The sequence below is a fragment of the Pseudomonas citrullilanati genome, assembly GCF_030580855.1.
Taxonomy (GTDB): domain Bacteria; phylum Pseudomonadota; class Gammaproteobacteria; order Pseudomonadales; family Pseudomonadaceae; genus Aquipseudomonas; species Aquipseudomonas citrulli.
On sequence record NZ_JAUQOP010000004.1, the window covers coordinates 69,643 to 87,733 of the forward strand.

Genomic DNA, 18,091 nt, shown 5'->3' on the forward strand with positions numbered 1-18,091 from the left:
CTACCCCCGCCTTTTCAAGCGGGCCCTGTCGCCAGGTCAGCCTTCCGCTTGGACGGCCCCCACCCCAATCATGACCAGCCGAGGCCCCTGTTCCTTATCAGACCCTGCCGGGCGACTATTGATGGGTGTCCGCTTCCTCAGCCGGATAAAATTCGCCCGCCTTCCCCAACTTGTTCAGCTGTTCGCGCGCGATCAGCTCAACACGGGCTACCGCGGCCTGGTCGTCAGGGTTGACCAACTGCAAGCACAGGCGTTGTACATTCTGATCGTGGGTGCCCTCGCTGAGCATTTCGTGGGTGAAAACCTGGGCACCACGCCATAGGCATAGCTGGGTATGCGTCCCACCGAGCCATATCTCGTTGAAGGGCCCCAGGTCGGTGCTAGCCAGCTGATCCACAGTGATGGTCTTATCCATTGCGCTGTACCTTACCGATGAGTAGAGACCGGTAGACTGACAGGCGCAGCGGGTCGTTCCCGGCCCCTGATGACCCTCATTCCCTGCGGATACAGATCGCGCACGAGCCCCAAGGCAGCACCACTGCCGAGATCGAAACCACAATACAAAACGCCAACGGTCAGTAGCGGCCTCGCTTCAGCTGTCATCGTGACGTTCCCTTTTTCGGTCTACACGATATCCCCATCATCCTGGGCAGGCGGACGCGCGGGCGCTGAAGACGAAGCTTGTACCTGCGAACCTGCGAGCGGCTGCATGGGCAGGCTCTGACCCTGAGCGACTTGGCTTTGAGCGGTGGCCGCGGTGCGTTGCCTCAGCGCCCCGACGCCTTTGTCCCAGGCCGATTGGGAGGTGGAGCCAATGGCGCTGGCAACGCTCATGACGCCATCCCCTGCCGCTTGAGCTGCATTTTTTGTATGGTGGGTCGCTGAAACAGCCGTCTGTTTGGCGAATCTGGCGCCAGTGAGCGATGTCTTGAGTGCAAGCTCACCGCCCTTGACCGCCGCCCTGCCGGCTGCGTCTGCGCCCCCTTCTACTGCTTTTGGTACATGGGCATCGACGGCCGCGATGGCTTTTTTCGGCACAGAGCCGCCTAGCGAAGCGCCAGCGGCCCACAGGCCGAAAGCCAGGGTACCCAATACGTTTTTTACCCCCTCCGAGGCAGCGGTAGCCGCCATTTTTCCCAGCTCAGTGGACTTCGCCAGGTTGGCTGTGGCGGTGGTCGCCGCGCCCATTGCAGAAAAACCGCCAATCAGCAGGCCATTCCCTACAACACTGACCGGGTCCAGTATCTCCTTCAGGGCATCGCCGCTGATGACCGCATTCAGGGCCGTAGCCGCCCCCTCACCCAGCCGTGCGGAGACCATCTTGACCAAGGCAGTGGCATCGAGATCCTTTAAAGTCTCGAAGTCATCCAGCCATTCGGTGTCTTGATCGATCGGTTTATGAGGCTGCCCTTGCGGTACGGCATCTCGACGACCATAGAGCATGGCAGGGTCAGCTAAATGGTGAGTGCGATCGCGGCTCACGTTGTAATGCTCGATGGCGATACCCACGATGATAGCCGTGACCGGTCGTAGGGCCGGTTGCAGGATTGCATCCAGCTCCTCTTTGCCAGCCGCCGTCATGGCAAGCGTTGATGCGTACATGGCCGTGTTACGTACAGCGAACCCGGTCAGCCACTTATTGGCTTCGTCGAAAGCATTACGCAATGGGCCTTTGTCCAAAGCCAGCAACTTTTCCGCCACCGACGCTTGAAGCGCCGGGTGCAATGTGTCGCTCTCGGGCTTGAGGTAATAACCTGGCTTGAAGCCCGCGATCGTCTTGTTACCTGCAGCATCCGCCATACCGGCATACAAGCATGACATAGCGTTCTCGATAGCCGCCTCGCGCACGGTATTGGCCTGCTTGCCCGCCACCTGGAGGATCGACGGCTTGAAATTACCGGCCTCGGTAAGCGCCGCAAAGGGCGTCCCCCCCATTCCTGACTTTATTGAGGCAAACAATCTGTCCGCTCTGGCGGCGTTTTTTTCCGCCTTCTCCATGTCATGGGCGTTATAGCCCCTTGCCTCAAGCCGTTGAGCACGATCATCGCAAATGGCGTTCAGCTCCGCGTTGCGGGCGCTTGAAGCAGGGGAAGCAGCTTGATCGGAGCCGGCCTCCGTTTCCAGATGAGCCTCGAAATGGTTTTGAAGCCGCACTCTCATCGCTGCCCCTGTGGAGCCGAGGCTATGGGATTGAGAGACCTGTGGCGTTGCTTCCTGCTGTATCTCATCAGGTACATGAGTCAGCTCGCGGCTTGCACCTACGTTAATCGTATCCACGGCATTCCCCTCTTGGTGTTGACACAGAAAAATGCGCATGACTCCCGTAGGAGCGGCGCATTCCTACACCTGAGTGACCGTGCCGGAAAAAGCGTTCCAAAAGATGTAATAGAAATGAAAACAAGCGGCCACGTGATACACCCACACTCGCCGGGCATGCCGGTAGACAGGCGATACCCGGCCCTGCCATGGCGGTGTTGAAAAGCCTGTCGATGGTGTTGCAAACCAGTGCGGTCTTCAGGTCCTCGTTCGAGCGGCGTCTTCGACACCCGAAGAATCATCCTCTATTTCGCCGTTATCACCGACAACTTGTTGATCCCCGCCCGCTCGATGGACGCCATGGCCCGGGCCACCTCGCCATAATTCACGCCGTTGTCCGCCTGCAGTTGCACGCGCACATCAGGGTTCTTCGCCTTGGCGGCTTGCAGGTTCGATTCCAGCAGTTCCGCTTGGATCTCGTCCTTGTTGATGAACACCTTGCCCTTGTCATCAATGCTCACCACCAGCGGGTCCTTCTGCTCCACCGGCGCCACCGACTCGGTCTTTGGCAGGTTGATGGGGATGGCGTTGGTCAGCAGTGGCGCGGTGACGATGAACACCACGAGCAACACCAACATGACATCCACCAGTGGCGTGACGTTGATCTCGCTGAGTACTTCGTCGCTGTCTTGTGTGGAGAAGGCCATGTCAGGAGGCCTCCTTGACGGGCTGTCCGGCGACATTCGCGCCGGGCTTGTTCAGCACCGGATGCAACAGCACGCGGAAGGCATTTTTCTGCGCCAGGCTGTAGAAGTCATGGGCGAAATCATCCAGGTCGGCGGCAGTCAGTTTCAGTCGACGCAGGAAGTAGTTGTAGACCAGTACGGCTGGCACCGCGACGGCGATGCCGACACCCGTGGCGACCAGCGCGGCACCGATCGGCCCGGCCACGGTTTCCAGGCTGGCCGAGCCCGCCACACTGATGCCTTTCAGGGCCGACATGATGCCCCAGACGGTGCCGAACAAACCGATGAAGGGCGAGGTACTGCCAATGCTCGCCAGAATGGCCAGGCCACTTTCCAACGAACGACGTTCACGCACGATCTGCTGGCGCAAGGCGCGTTCGAGTCGGTCCTGGTGATTGATCGACTGGCTCAGGTCCGTGGCCTGCTGGCCTTCCGGCACCTGGATCGCGGCATAGCCGGCCAGTGCCACGCGGGCCGCAGCACCCGGTTGGCCCAGGGCCAGGTCGGCGGCGGAATCAAGACTGGAGGCGGCCCAGAAGCGTTTATGGAATTTGCGGTCCTGGGTCTTGAGGCGAGCGAACTGCACGCCCTTGAGCAAGGCCAGGCCCCAGGTGGCGACGGAAAAAAGAATCAACAGCCAGATGACGGCGTGTTCGATGGATTCGAAAGGCGATGCAATCAGGTTCATGGTCGAGCTCTCCAACAAGGCGCTAAGTCGGTTGTAGCGATGCGCCTTTTGTCAGGTGGCTCGCGGTCTGTCGGTTACGTTGAGTTATTTGATCTTGAAGTCGATGGGCACGCTGACCCAGCCCTCCACGGCGACATCGCCCTGCTTGGCCGGCACGAAACTCCAGCGCTTGACCGCCGCCAGCGCGGCCTCATCGAGTTGATCGCGGCCGCTGCTTTTCTGCAGCTGGATCTCGCCGGGCTTGCCGCTGGCCAGGACCTGCACCCGCAACAACACCGTGCCTTCCCAGCCCCGACGCATGGCCAGCGACGGGTATTGCGGCGCCGGATTCTTCAGGTAGCCGGCGCTGGCCGACGGTGGCGTCAGCGGTTTCGGCGCAGGGGGTGCGGGCTGAGCCGGGGCCGCGACTGGTTGCGGCGGCGCTGGTGGTGCCGGAGGCTGCGCCACTGGCTTGGCCACGGGTTTTGGCACCGGCTTGGCCACCGGTTTGGGCTTGGGAATCGGCTTGGGCGGTGGCGGCTTGACGGCCATCTCGTCCTCCACCGGCGGCGGGGGTTCGGCCACCGGCGGCGGGGCCGGCGCGGGCGGTGGAGGCTCCACCAGCGGCGGCGCGGGCTGGGAAAATTCGAGGGTCATCGGGGGAATCTCCGGCGGCACCACGGGTAAGACGGGCGCGGGCGCCTGGTTGACCCAGACAATCACCGCGCCATGCAGCACCAGGACGAATATCCCCAGCAACAGCCCTTCGCGGCGACTCGCAACGCGCCTGGGCGTGGTGTGCAACCGCGACGAAGCCAGGGGTTCGCGAAACACGCGCCCCAGGTCCAGCAACTCGCCTCCCGGTCGCGGGCCTTGGAATACCTCCAGGGCACGGGTGGCGCTCCGAACATTGCCCATTGATCGACTCCTGTAAATGTCCAAATCGCCTACGCGCCAGAACCTGGGCTAACGCGTTGGTGCCGATTGCGTCAGTGCCAAAGGCGTCGGGGTGAACACCTGCTCATCCGTCAGCGCCTTCACGTCGACGCGATGGGGAAAGACCTTCTTGTCCACGAACAAATCGTCGACTTGCTGCAAAGCCTGGACATCTCGTGCCTCGACCGGGACGAGCGACTCGTCGCCCCAACTGCGCAGCGTCTGCGAGACCTCCAGGGGAATGTCGTTGACCCTGGCGAAGACCCGGGCGTACTCGTCGCGATTGTCCTGCGCCCACTCGAAGGCCGTGGCGAAACGCCCGAGGACATCGCTCAAGGCCCTGCGCTTGAGCGGGTCGTTCAAAACCTCATCGGAGGCGGTGATAAACGTCAGGCCCGAGTTGATCCCCTCCCCGCTGAGCAACACCCGGGCGCCTTTCTGCTCGGCGAACGCCTGGTAGACACCGAACGTCGCCCAGGCTTCGATTTTTCCGGCATTGAAGGCTGGCAAGGCATCGGTCGGCAGGACAAACCCCACGTTGACGTCTTTCTCATCGACCCCGGCGTTGGCCAGTGCACGAATCAGCAGGTACTGGGCAATGCTGCCGCGGGCGGATGAGACCACGACGTTGCGGCCTTTCAGATCGGCAACGCCGCGAATCGGCGAATCCGGCGGCACCAGGATCGCGATCCCTCGCGCTTGGCCGCGCCGCACCGCGACAATCCGCAATGGCGTGCCCCCCGTTGCTGCCGCAAGTACCGGCGTATCCCCCGCCGGCGCCAGGTCGACAGCGCCGGCACGCAAGGCCTCGAACAACGGCGCGGCGCCCTGGAAGTTCGCCCACTGCACCTTGTATTCGATACCTGCCAAGGCATTCGATGCCTCCACCACCGTGCGCAGGCCCTTGGCCTGGTCGCCGAGCACCAAGGTCACGCTGGACAAGTCGGGGGCCTTGGCGGTGGGCGACTTCGTGTCGCCGCTTCCTCCGCAGCCCGCCAGCAATAATGCGGTGCCGGCCAACAGTGCGGTCGTGGCTTTCCAGGTGCGCCTGGGCATGGCAAGCGCCTTCATCGACAGGTCATCCATGGGCAAACCGCCGCACGCTGCCATGGATCGCCTGGCGGGCAGCGCCACTCGCCTGGACGGCAGGTTCCAGGGTTTCGACCCCCAACAGTTTCAGCAGGCGTGCACGGATTTGCTGGAAGCCTGGTTGGCCGGTGTCCCGTGCCCTGGGTAGATCAATCGCCAGTTGCTCGGCGATCTTGCCGTTCGCCAGCACGATGACCCGATCGGCCAGGAGGATCGCTTCGTCCACATCGTGGGTCACCAGCAGGACGGCAGGCGTGTGCTTGCGCCACAGGTCGATGATCAGCCGATGCATGCGGATCCGCGTCAACGCATCGAGGGCGGCGAACGGCTCATCCAGCAGCAACAGCTTGGGCTCGCGCACCAAGCCACGGGCCAGCGCCACTCGCTGGGCTTCGCCGCCGGACAGCGTCGCCGGGTAGGCCTCCAGCCGATGGGCCAGGCCCACCTCGGTCAGCGCTTCCATCGCCCGGTCCTTGGCATTGGCGATGCGCAAGCCAAGCACCACGTTCTTCCACGCCCGTTTCCAGGGCATCAGCCGGGGCTCCTGGAACACCGCAGCCCGCGCCTTGGGCACCCGCAGTTGACCGCTGTCGATACTGTCGAGCCCGGCCAGGCTGCGCAGCAAGGTGGTCTTGCCCGAGCCACTGGCGCCCAGCAGCGCGACGAACTCACCCGGGGCGATGTCCAGGTCCAGGCCATCGATGACCCGTTGCTGGCCAAATTGACGCACCACATTGCGCAGTTGCACGGGCGCTACGGTTTCCGTGGTTCTGGACGCATCCACACGATCAATGCTCGACATATCAATTCCTCACAAAAGTTGGGCGCCAGGCCAGGGCAAATCGCTCCAGCGTGCGGATCAAGCCATCGATCAACAGGCCAAGGACGCTGTAGATCAGCAGGCAGATCACGATGACGTCAGTGCGCATGAAATCTCGCGCATCGCTGGCCAGGTAGCCGATACCGGCGGTGGTGTTGATTTGCTCGACGAAAACCAGGGCCAGCCAGGAAATGCCCAGGGAGTAGCGCAGGCCGACGAAGAACGAAGGTAAGGAGCCCGGCAGGATCACGTGCCAGATCAGCTCTCGACGGCTCAGGCCCAGGGTGTTGGCCGCCTCGATCAGCTTGGGGTCGATATTGCGGATGCCGGCGAACAGGTTCAGGTACACCGGGAAGGTGGTGCCGATGACGATCAGGGCGATCTTGGTGAACTCGCCAATGCCGAACCAGAGGATGAACAGCGGCACCAGGGCCAGCGAAGGGATGGTGCGCAGCATCTGCATCGGCGAGTCGAGAACCACCTCGCCACGTTTCGTCAGGCCGCTGATCAATGCCGCGATCACGCCGAGGGTGACGCCGATGCTCAACCCCACGAGTGCCCGCTGCAACGAAACCAGCAGGTGCCTGCCCAGCTCGCCCGAGACGATCATGGTCCATAGCGTCCCGCCGATCTGCGACGGCGCGGCAATGACCCGCTGCGGAATCAGGCCCCAGCGCGATGCCAACTCCCATAACAGCAACAACACGATCGGACTGATCAGGCGCAACAGCGCCTCTGGCGCGTGCCACTGACGCAACCGCTCGGGGCCCCATCTCGACGCGTCTCGCCCCGCGCCGTCGGACCGCAAGGCTTTATCGATGTACAACGAATGGCTGGTGCCCTGTGTCTCGGCAGTCTTGTCGTTCATCAGGCTTCCTTCCTCAAAAAGAACATGGCAACAGGCGCCATGCATCCGCTTCGTTTTCATGCTATTCACATAAAAACTCTCAGTGAAATTCTTTTTAGGAATAACCTAATATGATTAGTAATCAGATAAAAATCTCTATAAATAAATTATTTGCATAATAATCCGCCACAGCCAGCACGGTACAAAGGCGACTGGGCCAACCTGATTAAAATGCATAGATCTGATAACAACGCATTATCTTGATTAATATTTTTGATACTTAACATAGAACGAATCGGCATTTCACAGGCCAACCCCACAACGCCTACCGTTGTTCGTCACGGACCGACCCCTTGCCCGGTGGAGGTGCAATCACACCCCGTTCAATAAAAAAGGAACCCATCATGAGTGTTGAATTTATCGGTTTCATCGGCGGCCACCACGCCTCGGAAATCCACCCTCGCAGCGGTCCGTCCCTGCAACCCGACTACGTCGAGAAGGTGGCCCGGGCCCATGAGGAAGCGGGTTTTGACCGGGCGCTGGTCGCGTTTCATTCCAACAGCCCCGACAGCACGTTGATCGCTTCCCACGCGGCCAGCGTGACGAAAAGACTCAAGTTCCTTATCGCCCACCGACCGGGGTTCGTCGCGCCGACGCTGGCTGCGCGCCAGTTCGCCACACTGGATGTGTTCAACGGCGGGCGCACCGCCGTGCACATCATCACCGGAGGCGACGATCGCGAGCTGCGTGCCGACGGGAGCTACATCGGCAAGGACGAGCGCTACGCTCGCACCGATGAATACCTGGACGTGCTGCGCCAGGAATGGACCCATGAACAGCCCTTCGATCATCAGGGCCAGTACTACCGGGTCGAAGGCGCGCATTCGGATGTCAAGTCACCGCAGCAGCCACAAATCCCGCTGTACTTCGGCGGGTCGTCGGCAGCCGCCATCGCCGTGGCGGGCAAGCACGCGGACGTCTATGCGTTGTGGGGGGAAACCTATGAACAAGTGCGCGAGGTGGTGAACCAGGTCCGTGCCGAAGCGGCCAAACACGGTCGCAGCATCCGCTTCAGCCTGTCGTTGCGACCGATCCTGGCGGACACCGAGGCACAGGCCTGGGAACGCGCCGAACGCATCCTGCAGCAGGCCCGCGCACTGGCCGAACGCAATGGTTTCGTGCGCCGGGAACCACCGAACGAAGGCTCGCGACGCCTGCTGGCGGCGGCAGCCCAGGGCTCGCGCCTGGACAAGCGACTGTGGACCGGTATTGCCGGCCTGCTGGGCGCCCAGGGCAACTCGACCTCCCTGGTAGGCACTGCGGAACAAGTGGCAGAGGCGCTGCTCGACTACTACGACCTGGGCATCACTACCTTCCTGATTCGCGGCTTCGATCCACTCGAAGACGCCATCGACTATGGCAAGCGCCTGATCCCACTGACCCGCCAACTGATCGCCGAACGCGAACGCCAGGCGGCGGAAAAAGTCGCTTGATCGCATTGGCAGGCACTGTGGACTTCCTGTGAGAGCGGGCTCGCTCGCGAAAGCGGTGGGTCAGCTGCATCGATGCCGCCTGTGCCGCCGCCTTCGCGGGCAGGCCCGCTCCCACCGGGGATTTGTGCTGGGCCGGGGGTTAGTGCCCCCTTCCAGCTTCCACAGCTTCTAGGTGGACTTGGCTCTGTGACCAACCGAGATCCAGTGTGGGAGCGAGCCTGCTCGCGAAAGCGGTGGGTCGGCTGCATCGATGTCGCCTGTGCCGCCGCCTTCCGCGGGCAGGCCCGCTCCCACCGGGGATTTGTGCTGGGCCGAGGTCTGGTGACCCCCTTCCAGCTTCCACAGTTTTCTAGGTGGACCTAGTTCTGTGACCAACCGAGATCCAGTGTGGGAGCGAGCCTGCTCGCGAAAGCGGTGGGTCAGTTGCATCAATGCCGCCTGTGCCGCCGCCTTCGCGGGCAGGCCCGCTCCCACCGGGGATTTGTGCTGGGCCGGGGGTTAGTGCCCCCTTCCAGCTTCCACAGCTTCTAGGTGGACCTGGTTCTGTGACCAACCGAGATCCAGTGTGGGAGCGAGCCTGCTCGCGAAAGCGGTGGGTCGGCTGCATCGATGTCGCCTGTGCCGCCGCCTTCGCGGGCAGGCCCGCTCCCACCGGGGATTTGTGCTAGCCGAGGTCTGGTGACCCCCTTCCAGCTTCCACAGTTTTCTAGGTGGACCTGGTTCTGTGACCAACCGAGAACCAATGTGGGAGCGGGCTCGCTCGCGAAAGCGGTGGGTCAGTTGCATCAATGCCGCCTGTGCCGCCGCCTTCGCGGGCAGGCCCGCTCCCACCGGGGATTGGTGCTGGGCCGAGGTCTGGTGACCCCCTTCCAGCTTCCACAGTTTTCTAGGTGGACCTGGTTCTGTGACCAACCGAGAACCAATGTGGGAGCGAGCCTGCTCGCGAAAGCGGTGGGTCAGTTGCATCAATGCCGCCTGTGCCGCCGCCTTCGCGGGCAGGCCCGCTCCCACCGGGGATTGGTGCTGGGCCGAGGTCTGGTGCCCCCCTTCCAGCTTCCACAGTTTTCTAGGTGGACCTGGTTCTGTGACCAACCGAGAACCAATGTGGGAGCGGGCTCGCTCGCGAAAGCGATGGGTCAGCTGCATCGATGCCGCCTGTGCCGCCGCCTTCGCGGGCAGGCCCGCTCCCACCGGGGATTTGTGCTGGGCCGGGGGTTAGTGCCCCTTCCAGCTTCCACAGTTTTCTAGGTGGACCTGGTTCTGTGACCAACCGAGATCCAGTGTGGGAGCGAGCCTGCTCGCGAAAGCGGTGGGTCAGTTGCATCGATGTCGCCTGTGCCACCGCCTTCGCGGGCAAGCCCGCTCCCACCGGGGATTTGTGCTGGGCCGGGGGTTAGTGCCCCCTTCCAGCTTCCACAGTTTTCTAGGTGGACCTGGTTCTGTGACCAACCGAGAACCAATGTGGGAGCGAGCCTGCTCGCGAAAGCGGTGGGTCGGCTGCATCGATGCCGCCTGCGCCAACGCCTTCGCGGGCAGGCCCGTTCCCACAACAGGGCTCAGTTCTTATAGTCGAGGTCAGTCCTCTCCAACTGCCGGATCAGCGCATTCCAATGCCGCGCGACCCCCGGTCCATCGCCACGCTTGAGCGTCTCGGCCTGGGTTTCGACCTTGGCGACGACGTCGGCCGGAGGGAAGATCAGTTCAGCGTTGCCAGCGGCCTGCGCTGCGATCTGGATGTTGCAGGCGCGCTCCAGTCCTTGCAGTTGCTGGAACGCATGTTCGACACTGACGCCCGCGGTCAGCAGCCCATGGTTACGCAGGATCAGCACACTCTTGTCCCCCAGGTCCGCCACCAACCGTTCGCGCTCGTCGAGGTCCAGCGCAATGCCTTCATAGCCGTGGTAGGCCACCCGGCCGGAAAAAGCGATGGAATGCTGGGAGATGGGTAGCAAGCCGTCCCGCTGCGCGGACACCGCAATGCCGTCGCGGGTATGGGTATGCAGCACGGCCTGCAGATCGGGCCGCGCACCGTGGATGGCGCTGTGGATCACGTAACCGGCGTGGTTGATGCCCAGCCCTGTAGGGTCGTCGACGATCGTGCCGTCGACGTCGACTTTGACCAGGTTGGACGCGGTGATTTCATCGAACAGCAGCCCGAACGCGTTGATCAGGAAATGCTCGTCAGGCCCTGGCACTCGTGCGGAGAAATGCGTGTAGATGTGATCGGTCCATTTGAACAGGGCCGCCAACCGGTAGGCGGCGGCCAGCTTGACGCGCACTTCCCATTCCTCGGGCGTGACGCGTTGACGGACATTCTTTGAAACGCTGGATAGCGGGCTGACGCTGCTCATGGCAAGACTTCCTGGATGGCCTGATGGGTCTCCAGCAAGCCTAGGGGAAGGCAAAAAATAATAAAAAGCACATTTTAATCTAAGCTAATTATTATTATTTTTTATTATAAATCACCCTCCCTACACCTTACGCGGCGCTCTTGACCTTCTGCAGCGAACCGGCCACCCGTTTCCCAAACGCATCCACCGGCCCTTGCAGGTTGCCGAGGAAGTGCGGGTAGATCAGCCACAGGTCCATCACTGGCTTGAAGTCCTTGAGCGGCATGGCCGCCAGTTGCTCACGATGGGCGCTGCGTTCCAGCAACGGACGCGGCACCAAGCCAAGGCCCAGACCATCGGCGACCAGGCCCAGTTGCAGTTCAGTGCCAAAGGTCTCCAGGTTGACCCGCAGGGCCAAGCCCTGGTCCGACAAGGTTCGCTGCAAGCCGGCACGGAAACCGCAACCATCGGGATTGAGCACCCAGCCATCCTGGTAGACATCGGCCAGCTTGCAGGGACGCTTGGGCAATTGCGCCTTGGCGCAGACGACGACCAACTCCATCTTGCCGATCGACTCGCCGACGATGTTATCGGGGAAAATCTTGCCAGCCGGAAACAATGCCGCCGCCGCATCCAACTCGCCGCGCTCGATCTTGCCCACCAATTGACTGCCCCAGCCCGTGGCCACCTGGGCGCGCAACTCGGGGTACTCGATGCGCAAGTGCTTGAGGGCATCGAGCAGCACCACGTCACCGATCGTCTGTGGAACGCCCAGGCGTAACAACCCGGTAGGCGGCGCGTCGGTGGCCACCAGCTCGCGCAGGGCATCCATCTCCCGCAGGATCAAACGGCACTGCTCGTAGACCCGCGTGCCGATCAAGGTCGGCTTGAGCGGCTTGGTGTTGCGGTCGAACAATTCCACGCCCAAGGCCTGCTCGAAGTTCTGCACGCGCCGCGTGATCGCCGGCTGCGTCAGTTGCAACGTCTCGGCGGCATGGCTGATGGACTGGCAACGAATCACTTCGACAAAGGCGTCAATATCGTCAATTTTCATTTGGGCCGCACATAGAGAACCGTCAATAAGATGTGTGAAAAGCATAGTGCCAATGCCGGTGGCTGGATAGCCCAGCCCATCGACACATAACCTATGGCGCTATAACCATCCACTCCAAATGCATTACAGCTATAAGCTAATCATAAAAAAATAGCATATTAGTTTCGATCATTATGCTTACATAAGTCACAACACAGGTCACCCACGACAACGGAATCGCCATGACCCAGGCCCGACACCCAGAGAGATTAAGAGCATTCATTGGCGCCCTGGCGGAGTTGATCGACAGCAATCCTCGCGAGGGCGACCTGCTCCATCGCGGGGGCAAGCTGCTCGGTCAACTCGTCAGCCACGACGATTGGCTACCGGAGGAGTTTGCCCGGCCAGACACCGAGCGCTATCAGCAATACCTGCTGCACGCCGATTCGCGCCAACGCTTCAGTGTCGTCAGCTTTGTCTGGGGACCGGGGCAAAGCACGCCGATCCACGATCATCGGATATGGGGGCTGATCGGCATGTTGCGCGGGGCGGAATATTCCCAGGGTTTTGAGCGTCATCCGGATGGGCATCTGGTCGCCGAGGGCGTACGCCTCCAGCTTCGTCCGGGCCAGGTCGAAGCCGTCTCCCCCAAGGTGGGCGACATCCACCAGGTCAGCAATGCCTTCGATGACCAGGTGTCCATCAGCATCCACGTCTACGGCGCCAACATCGGTGCCGTCCGCCGCGCGGTGTACCAGCCCGACGGCAGCGAGAAGTTGTTCATTTCCGGTTATTCCAACGCCTTCCTCCCCAACATCTGGGACTTGTCCAAAGAGAGCCAAGCCTTATGAGCACTGTACGTACCCGCTCCTACTTGCAGATCCGCCACGCGTTGCTGAACCGTGAGGAGTTGGCCCTCGTCGATGTGCGCGAAGAGGCGCCCTTCGCCCAGGGGCATCCTTTGTTTGCCGCCAACATTGCACTGTCGAAGCTGGAGCTGGAGGTCTACTCGCGCATCCCCAGGCGCGACACGCAGGTGACGGTCTATGACAACGGTGAAGGCCTGGCCGAGATTGCGGTGCAGCGCCTGCAAGACCTGGGTTACGTCAATGCCAGCGTGCTCGAAGGTGGCCTGGAAGGCTGGCGCAAGGCAGGTGGCGAGCTGTTCATCGACGTCAATGTGCCGAGCAAGGCCTTCGGTGAGCTGGTGGAAAGCCAGCGCCATACGCCGTCGCTGGCGGCCGAAGACGTCAAGGCGCTGCTCGACAACGAGGCCGACGTGGTGGTGCTCGATGCGCGACGTTTCGACGAATACCAGACCATGAGCATTCCCGGCGGCATCAGTGTGCCGGGGGCGGAGTTGGTGTTGCGGGCACGGGAACTGGCGCCGGACCCGTCGACCCGGATCATCGTCAACTGCGCCGGGCGTACCCGCAGCATCATCGGCACCCAGTCACTGATCAACGCCGGCATCGCCAACCCGGTGTCCGCCCTGCGCAACGGCACCATCGGTTGGACCCTCGCCGGCCAGACCCTGGAGCACGGCCAGTCGCGCCGCTTCCCCAGCGTCGCCCAAGAGCATCGAACCATCGCCGCCCGCGATGCCCGTCGCGTCGCCGACAAGGCGCTGGTCGGTCGCGCCACCCTCGCCGACCTGCAACGCTGGCAGCAGGAGGCGGCACGCAGCACTTACCTGTTCGACGTGCGCACGCCGGAGGAATTCGAGGCCGGCCACCTGCCCGCGTCCCGCTCGACCCCCGGTGGCCAACTGGTGCAGGAAACCGATCACTTCGCCAGCGTTCGCGGCGCGCGCCTGGTGCTGGTCGATGATGATGGCGTGCGCGCCAACATGACCGGTTCCTGGCTCGCGCAACTGGGCTGGGAGGTGCACGTGCTGGACGATGTGCAGCCTGGGCATTTCAGTGAGCAAGGCCCGTGGAAAACCGCCGTTCCAGCAGCGCCACAGGCCGAGGAAATCAGCCCCGACACCCTTGAGCAGTGGCTGGCCGAAGGGGACACGGCAGTCCTGGATTTCACCACCAGCGCCAACTACGTCAAGCGGCATATCCCGGGAGCCTGGTGGGTGTTGCGCGCGCAACTGGACGAGGCCCTGGGCAAGGTGCCGCCCGCCCAACGCTACGTCCTGACCTGCGGCAGCAGCCAGTTGGCACGGCTGGCGGTGGCCGAGGTTGAAGCCCTGACCGGCAAGGCCGTGTTCCTGCTGCGCGACGGCACCGCTGCCTGGATTGCCGCGCAACTGCCGCTGGAACACGGCGAAACGCGCCTCGCCTCGCCGCGCATCGACCGTTATCGGCGGCCCTACGAGGGGACCGACAGCCCCCGGGAGGCCATGCAGGCGTACCTGGATTGGGAGTATGGCCTCGTGGACCAGTTGGCCCGCGACGGCACCCACGGCTTTTTCGTCATCTGAACGCACGGAGGGACGATGATCGTCCCTCTCTTTTCCAGCCGACCCCTTCTCCAGGCGGAGGCGACTGAACGCAACACCGTCAGCCTGGAGCCCCGCAATGCGCCTGACCCTCCCCCTGCTGTTGATCACCCTTGCCTTTGGCTCGGCCCACGCCGCCGATTTGCAACCGCTGCGCGTCGCCAACCAGAAGTCCACCATCAAGGCCCTGCTGGAAGTGTCCGGCGAGCTCAAGGACGTGCCTTATGACATTCAATTTTCCGAGTTCCCCGCCGCCGCGCCGCTAGGCGAGGCATTGAATGCCGGGGCCGTGGATATCGGCGCCCTCGGTGATGCGCCCTACGTGTTCGCCCTGGGCGCCGGAGCGTCGCTGAAAGTGGTGAGCATCATCCACGCCGAAGGCCGCAATACCACGGCGATGCTTGTCCCCAAGGATTCGCCTATCAAGGCGGTCGCCGATCTCAAGGGCAAGCGCATCGTCACCACGCGCGGCTCCATCGGGCACTACCTGGCGATCAAGGCCCTGCGCAGCGCGGGCCTGAGCACCGCAGACGTGCAGTTCCTGTTCCTGCTGCCCAGCGAATCCAGGCTGGTGCTGGATAACGGCACTGCGGACGCGTGGTCCACCTGGGACCCCTTCACCACCGTGGTCACGGCGCAAAGCCAGGCCAGGGTCCTGGTCAGCGGCAGCAACTTGTTGAGCAATCACCTGTATCTCGCCGCCACCAGCCAGGCCATCGCCGATAAACGCCAGCAACTGGACGATTTCGTCGCCCGGGTCGACCGGGCCTACCGCTGGAGCAATGCCCACCCCAATGAGTACGCCGCCGCACAAGCCAAGATCACCGGCCTGCCCCTGGAGGTGCACCTGGCCGTGGCCAACGCCACGCACATGCAGCCGGTCGCGATCGACGACGCGGTGGTCAGCGGCCTGCAAGCCACGGCTGACATTTATCAGGAAGAAGGCTTGTTGACGCGTCACATCGATGTCTCCCAAGGCTTCGACAAGAGCTTCAACCCCCTGCGTGCCCCACTCACCCAGGCTTCGCGCTAAAGGAGCAGCCACATGAGCACACAACGCCCACTCAAACTCGGTGCAATGGTCCACGGCGTCGGCCACGGCTGGGGCGAATGGCGCCACCCGCAAGCGCTGCCCAACGCCAGTACCGACTTCGGTTTCTACAAGCACCAGACGCTCCTGGCCGAAGGCGCCAAGTTCGATTTCGTGTTCATCGCCGACAGCTTGCACATCCATGAAAAATCCAGCCCGCACTACCTCAACCGCTTCGAGCCGCTGACCATCCTCTCGGCCCTCGCGGCATTGACGTCCAACATCGGCCTGGTGGCCACCGTGACCGTCAGCTACACCGAGCCCTACCAGGTGGCGCGCCAGTTCGCTTCCCTGGACCACATCAGCGGCGGTCGCGCCGGCTGGAACGTGGTGACGTCGTGGCTCAGCGGCACCGCCGATAATTTCGGCAAGAGCGAGCACCCACCCCACGCCCAACGCTACCGGATCGCCAAGGAGCACGTGGCGGTGGTCAAGGGTCTGTGGGATTCCTGGGAAGACGACGCCTTCACCTACGACAAGCGGACAGGCGAATTCTTCGCCCCCGGCAAGCTGCACACGCTGGCGCACAAGGGTGAATTCTTCTCGGTGAAGGGCCCGCTCAATATCGCCCGCTCTCGTCAAGGCCAACCGGCGATCTTCCAGGCCGGCACCTCCGAGGACGGACGTAACTTCGCCGCCGAGAACGCCGATGCGATCTTCGTCAGCCCTGAAAATTTCGAAGAAGCGCGCGCCTACTACCAAGACCTGAAACGTCGCGCCAACGGCTTCGGTCGCGATGCGGCACACCTGTCGATACTGCCCGGGATCCGTCCGATCGTCGGTCGCGATGAAGCTGAAGTCGAAGACCGCTACCAGCAAGCAGTGTCACTGGTGAGCATCGAAGACGCCATCGTCGCCCTCGGCCGTCCCTTCAACGATCACGACTTCAGCCAATACCCACTGGACGCCCCTTTTCCCGAGCTGGGCGACCTGGGGGCCAACAGCCAGAAAGGTGGCTCGGACCGGATCAAGCAACTGGCCCGTGACGAAGGCCTGACCTTGCGCGAAGTCGCCCTGCGCTTCTCCCGGCCGCGGCGCGACTTTGTCGGCACACCCGAGCAGGTGGCCGATGCCCTTCAAGCTTGGTTCGAGAATGGCGCGGCCGACGGCTTCATCATCAATTCGTTGCTGCCGGACGGCCTGCAGTATTTCACTGAACTGGTGGTGCCCGTCCTGCAACGACGCGGTCTGTTCCGCAGCGCATACAGCGGTCATACGCTACGGGACAACCTGGGCCTGCCCGTGCCGACCAACCGTTACGCCCAGGCGCCCCTGGCAACTGAAACCACACGCGAGGCCGTGGCATGAAGCAGATCCATCGTCGCGACTTCCTCGCGGCCAGCTCCTTCGCCCTGGGTGCGCTGGGGCTGTCCTCACTGGGCCTTACCCCGCGGGTTTTCGCCCAAGGCGGGCGACTGGCGGACCTGACCCTGGGGGTCGCCACCTATCGCGGGCAGGATGCTTACTTCGTCGAAGACGCCGGGACCGGCGACACGCCCTACAAGGTCGAATATTCCGAGTTCGCCGGCGGCAACCTGATCGTCGAAGCACTGGCCTCCGGCAGCCTGGACGTGGGGGGCATGAGCGAAATCCCGCCGATCTTTTCCATCCAGAGCCATCGCCAACCGCGCCTGGTCGCCGTCCTGCAAGGTGACGTGAACAACCAGGTGTTCCTGATCCCCAAGGATTCCCCCGTCGAGTCGATCGGACAATTGCGCGGCAAGCGGGTCGGCTACGTGCGCTCGACCACGTCCCATTATTTCCTGATCAAGGCCCTGAAGGAACAAGGCCTGACCATGAACGACATCACCGCGGTGGCGCTCACGCCCCAGGACGGCTTCAGTGCATTCCAGAGCGGCCAACTGGATGCCTGGGTGATCTATGGCGTGTTCATCCAGCTGGCAAAGTTTCGCAGCGGCGCCCGGGTCCTCAAGACGGCCTTGGGCTATCTGTCCGGCAACTACCTGATCGCCGCCCGCCCGGCAGCCCTGGAAGACCCGCTGCGCAAACAGGCGATCCAGGATTACATCCAGCGCCAGGCGCGCACCTGGGAATGGATCAACAACCATCCCGAACCTTGGGCGGCCAAGTCGGCGCAGCTGCTGGGCGTCGACAAAGCGGTGTTTCTCGACATGTACAACAACCGCAGCCAGCCGACGAAAATCATTGAAGTGAACGACCAGGCCATCGCCTCGCAACAGGCAGTCGCCGATCTGTTCTTCGCTGCCGGCGTGTTGAACGAACGGCTCGACGTGAGTCCGCTGTGGGACCGCGACTTCCGCCTGCTGCCGTTGTGAACCCTCCCACCGCAGGCCTTCTGATTGAGTGAACCGAC

Annotated in this window: 16 protein-coding genes; 6 read left to right on the plus strand and 10 right to left on the minus strand. The window is 62.7% G+C overall.

Annotated features, from left to right (window positions below):
• Positions 1 to 115 precede the first annotated feature (115 nt).
• The 8 genes from Q6A48_RS04805 to Q6A48_RS04840 form a co-directional block, all read right to left on the minus strand.
• Positions 116 to 415, minus strand: coding sequence for a hypothetical protein (locus Q6A48_RS04805; protein WP_304552450.1), 300 nt, complete (start codon positions 413 to 415; stop codon positions 116 to 118).
• A gap of 209 nt (positions 416 to 624) precedes the next feature.
• Positions 625 to 2,316 (minus strand): RopAA-2, encoded by a 1,692-nt coding sequence (locus Q6A48_RS04810; RefSeq protein ID WP_304552452.1) that lies wholly within the window; start codon positions 2,314 to 2,316, stop codon positions 625 to 627.
• A gap of 245 nt (positions 2,317 to 2,561) precedes the next feature.
• Positions 2,562 to 2,963, minus strand: coding sequence for an ExbD/TolR family protein (locus tag Q6A48_RS04815; RefSeq protein WP_304552454.1), 402 nt, complete (start codon positions 2,961 to 2,963; stop codon positions 2,562 to 2,564).
• A gap of 1 nt (position 2,964) precedes the next feature.
• Positions 2,965 to 3,690 carry a MotA/TolQ/ExbB proton channel family protein gene (locus Q6A48_RS04820; RefSeq protein ID WP_304552457.1) on the minus strand — a complete coding sequence of 242 codons (726 nt, stop codon included), beginning with the start codon at positions 3,688 to 3,690 and terminating at the stop codon, positions 2,965 to 2,967.
• Positions 3,691 to 3,774: 84 nt separating this feature from the next.
• A complete protein-coding gene (locus Q6A48_RS04825) occupies positions 3,775 to 4,587 on the minus strand; it encodes an energy transducer TonB (protein WP_304552459.1) in 813 nt (270 codons plus the stop codon).
• A 48-nt stretch (positions 4,588 to 4,635) separates the two neighbouring features.
• On the minus strand, positions 4,636 to 5,661 hold the full coding sequence (locus Q6A48_RS04830) for an ABC transporter substrate-binding protein (RefSeq protein WP_304552461.1): 1,026 nt from the start codon (positions 5,659 to 5,661) through the stop codon (positions 4,636 to 4,638).
• Between the two features lie 22 nt (positions 5,662 to 5,683).
• The gene (locus Q6A48_RS04835; protein WP_304552463.1) at positions 5,684 to 6,496 is read right to left on the minus strand and encodes an ABC transporter ATP-binding protein; all 813 of its coding nucleotides are present in this window, start codon (positions 6,494 to 6,496) and stop codon (positions 5,684 to 5,686) included.
• Position 6,497: 1 nt separating this feature from the next.
• On the minus strand, positions 6,498 to 7,382 hold the full coding sequence (locus Q6A48_RS04840; protein WP_304552464.1) for an ABC transporter permease: 885 nt from the start codon (positions 7,380 to 7,382) through the stop codon (positions 6,498 to 6,500).
• A 383-nt stretch (positions 7,383 to 7,765) separates the two neighbouring features.
• On the opposite strand from Q6A48_RS04840, the gene Q6A48_RS04845 reads away from it, so the two are divergent.
• On the plus strand, positions 7,766 to 8,854 hold the full coding sequence (locus tag Q6A48_RS04845) for an LLM class flavin-dependent oxidoreductase (protein WP_304552465.1): 1,089 nt from the start codon (positions 7,766 to 7,768) through the stop codon (positions 8,852 to 8,854).
• Between the two features lie 1,556 nt (positions 8,855 to 10,410).
• On the opposite strand, the gene Q6A48_RS04850 is transcribed toward Q6A48_RS04845, so the two are convergent.
• Together Q6A48_RS04850 and Q6A48_RS04855 are read right to left on the minus strand one after the other, a co-directional pair.
• On the minus strand, positions 10,411 to 11,205 hold the full coding sequence (locus Q6A48_RS04850) for a class II aldolase/adducin family protein (RefSeq protein WP_304552466.1): 795 nt from the start codon (positions 11,203 to 11,205) through the stop codon (positions 10,411 to 10,413).
• Between the two features lie 127 nt (positions 11,206 to 11,332).
• A complete protein-coding gene (locus Q6A48_RS04855) occupies positions 11,333 to 12,238 on the minus strand; it encodes a LysR family transcriptional regulator (protein WP_304552468.1) in 906 nt (301 codons plus the stop codon).
• A 221-nt stretch (positions 12,239 to 12,459) separates the two neighbouring features.
• On the opposite strand from Q6A48_RS04855, the gene Q6A48_RS04860 reads away from it, so the two are divergent.
• The 5 genes from Q6A48_RS04860 (at position 12,460) to Q6A48_RS04880 (ending at position 18,053) form a co-directional block, all read left to right on the plus strand.
• Positions 12,460 to 13,068 (plus strand): cysteine dioxygenase family protein, encoded by a 609-nt coding sequence (locus tag Q6A48_RS04860; RefSeq protein WP_304552469.1) that lies wholly within the window; start codon positions 12,460 to 12,462, stop codon positions 13,066 to 13,068.
• Entirely contained in the window at positions 13,065 to 14,648 is a 1,584-nt protein-coding gene (locus tag Q6A48_RS04865) for a rhodanese homology domain-containing protein (RefSeq protein ID WP_304552470.1), read from the plus strand. The genes Q6A48_RS04860 and Q6A48_RS04865 overlap by 4 nt, the downstream gene beginning before the upstream one ends.
• Before the next feature lie 97 nt (positions 14,649 to 14,745).
• Positions 14,746 to 15,699, plus strand: a complete 954-nt coding sequence (locus tag Q6A48_RS04870; protein ID WP_304552472.1) for an ABC transporter substrate-binding protein — start codon at positions 14,746 to 14,748, stop codon at positions 15,697 to 15,699.
• A gap of 12 nt (positions 15,700 to 15,711) precedes the next feature.
• Complete coding sequence (locus tag Q6A48_RS04875; RefSeq protein WP_304552474.1) at positions 15,712 to 17,064, plus strand: LLM class flavin-dependent oxidoreductase; 1,353 nt, start codon at positions 15,712 to 15,714, stop codon at positions 17,062 to 17,064.
• Positions 17,061 to 18,053 (plus strand): ABC transporter substrate-binding protein, encoded by a 993-nt coding sequence (locus Q6A48_RS04880; protein WP_304552476.1) that lies wholly within the window; start codon positions 17,061 to 17,063, stop codon positions 18,051 to 18,053. The genes Q6A48_RS04875 and Q6A48_RS04880 overlap by 4 nt, the downstream gene beginning before the upstream one ends.
• Positions 18,054 to 18,091 lie beyond the last annotated feature (38 nt).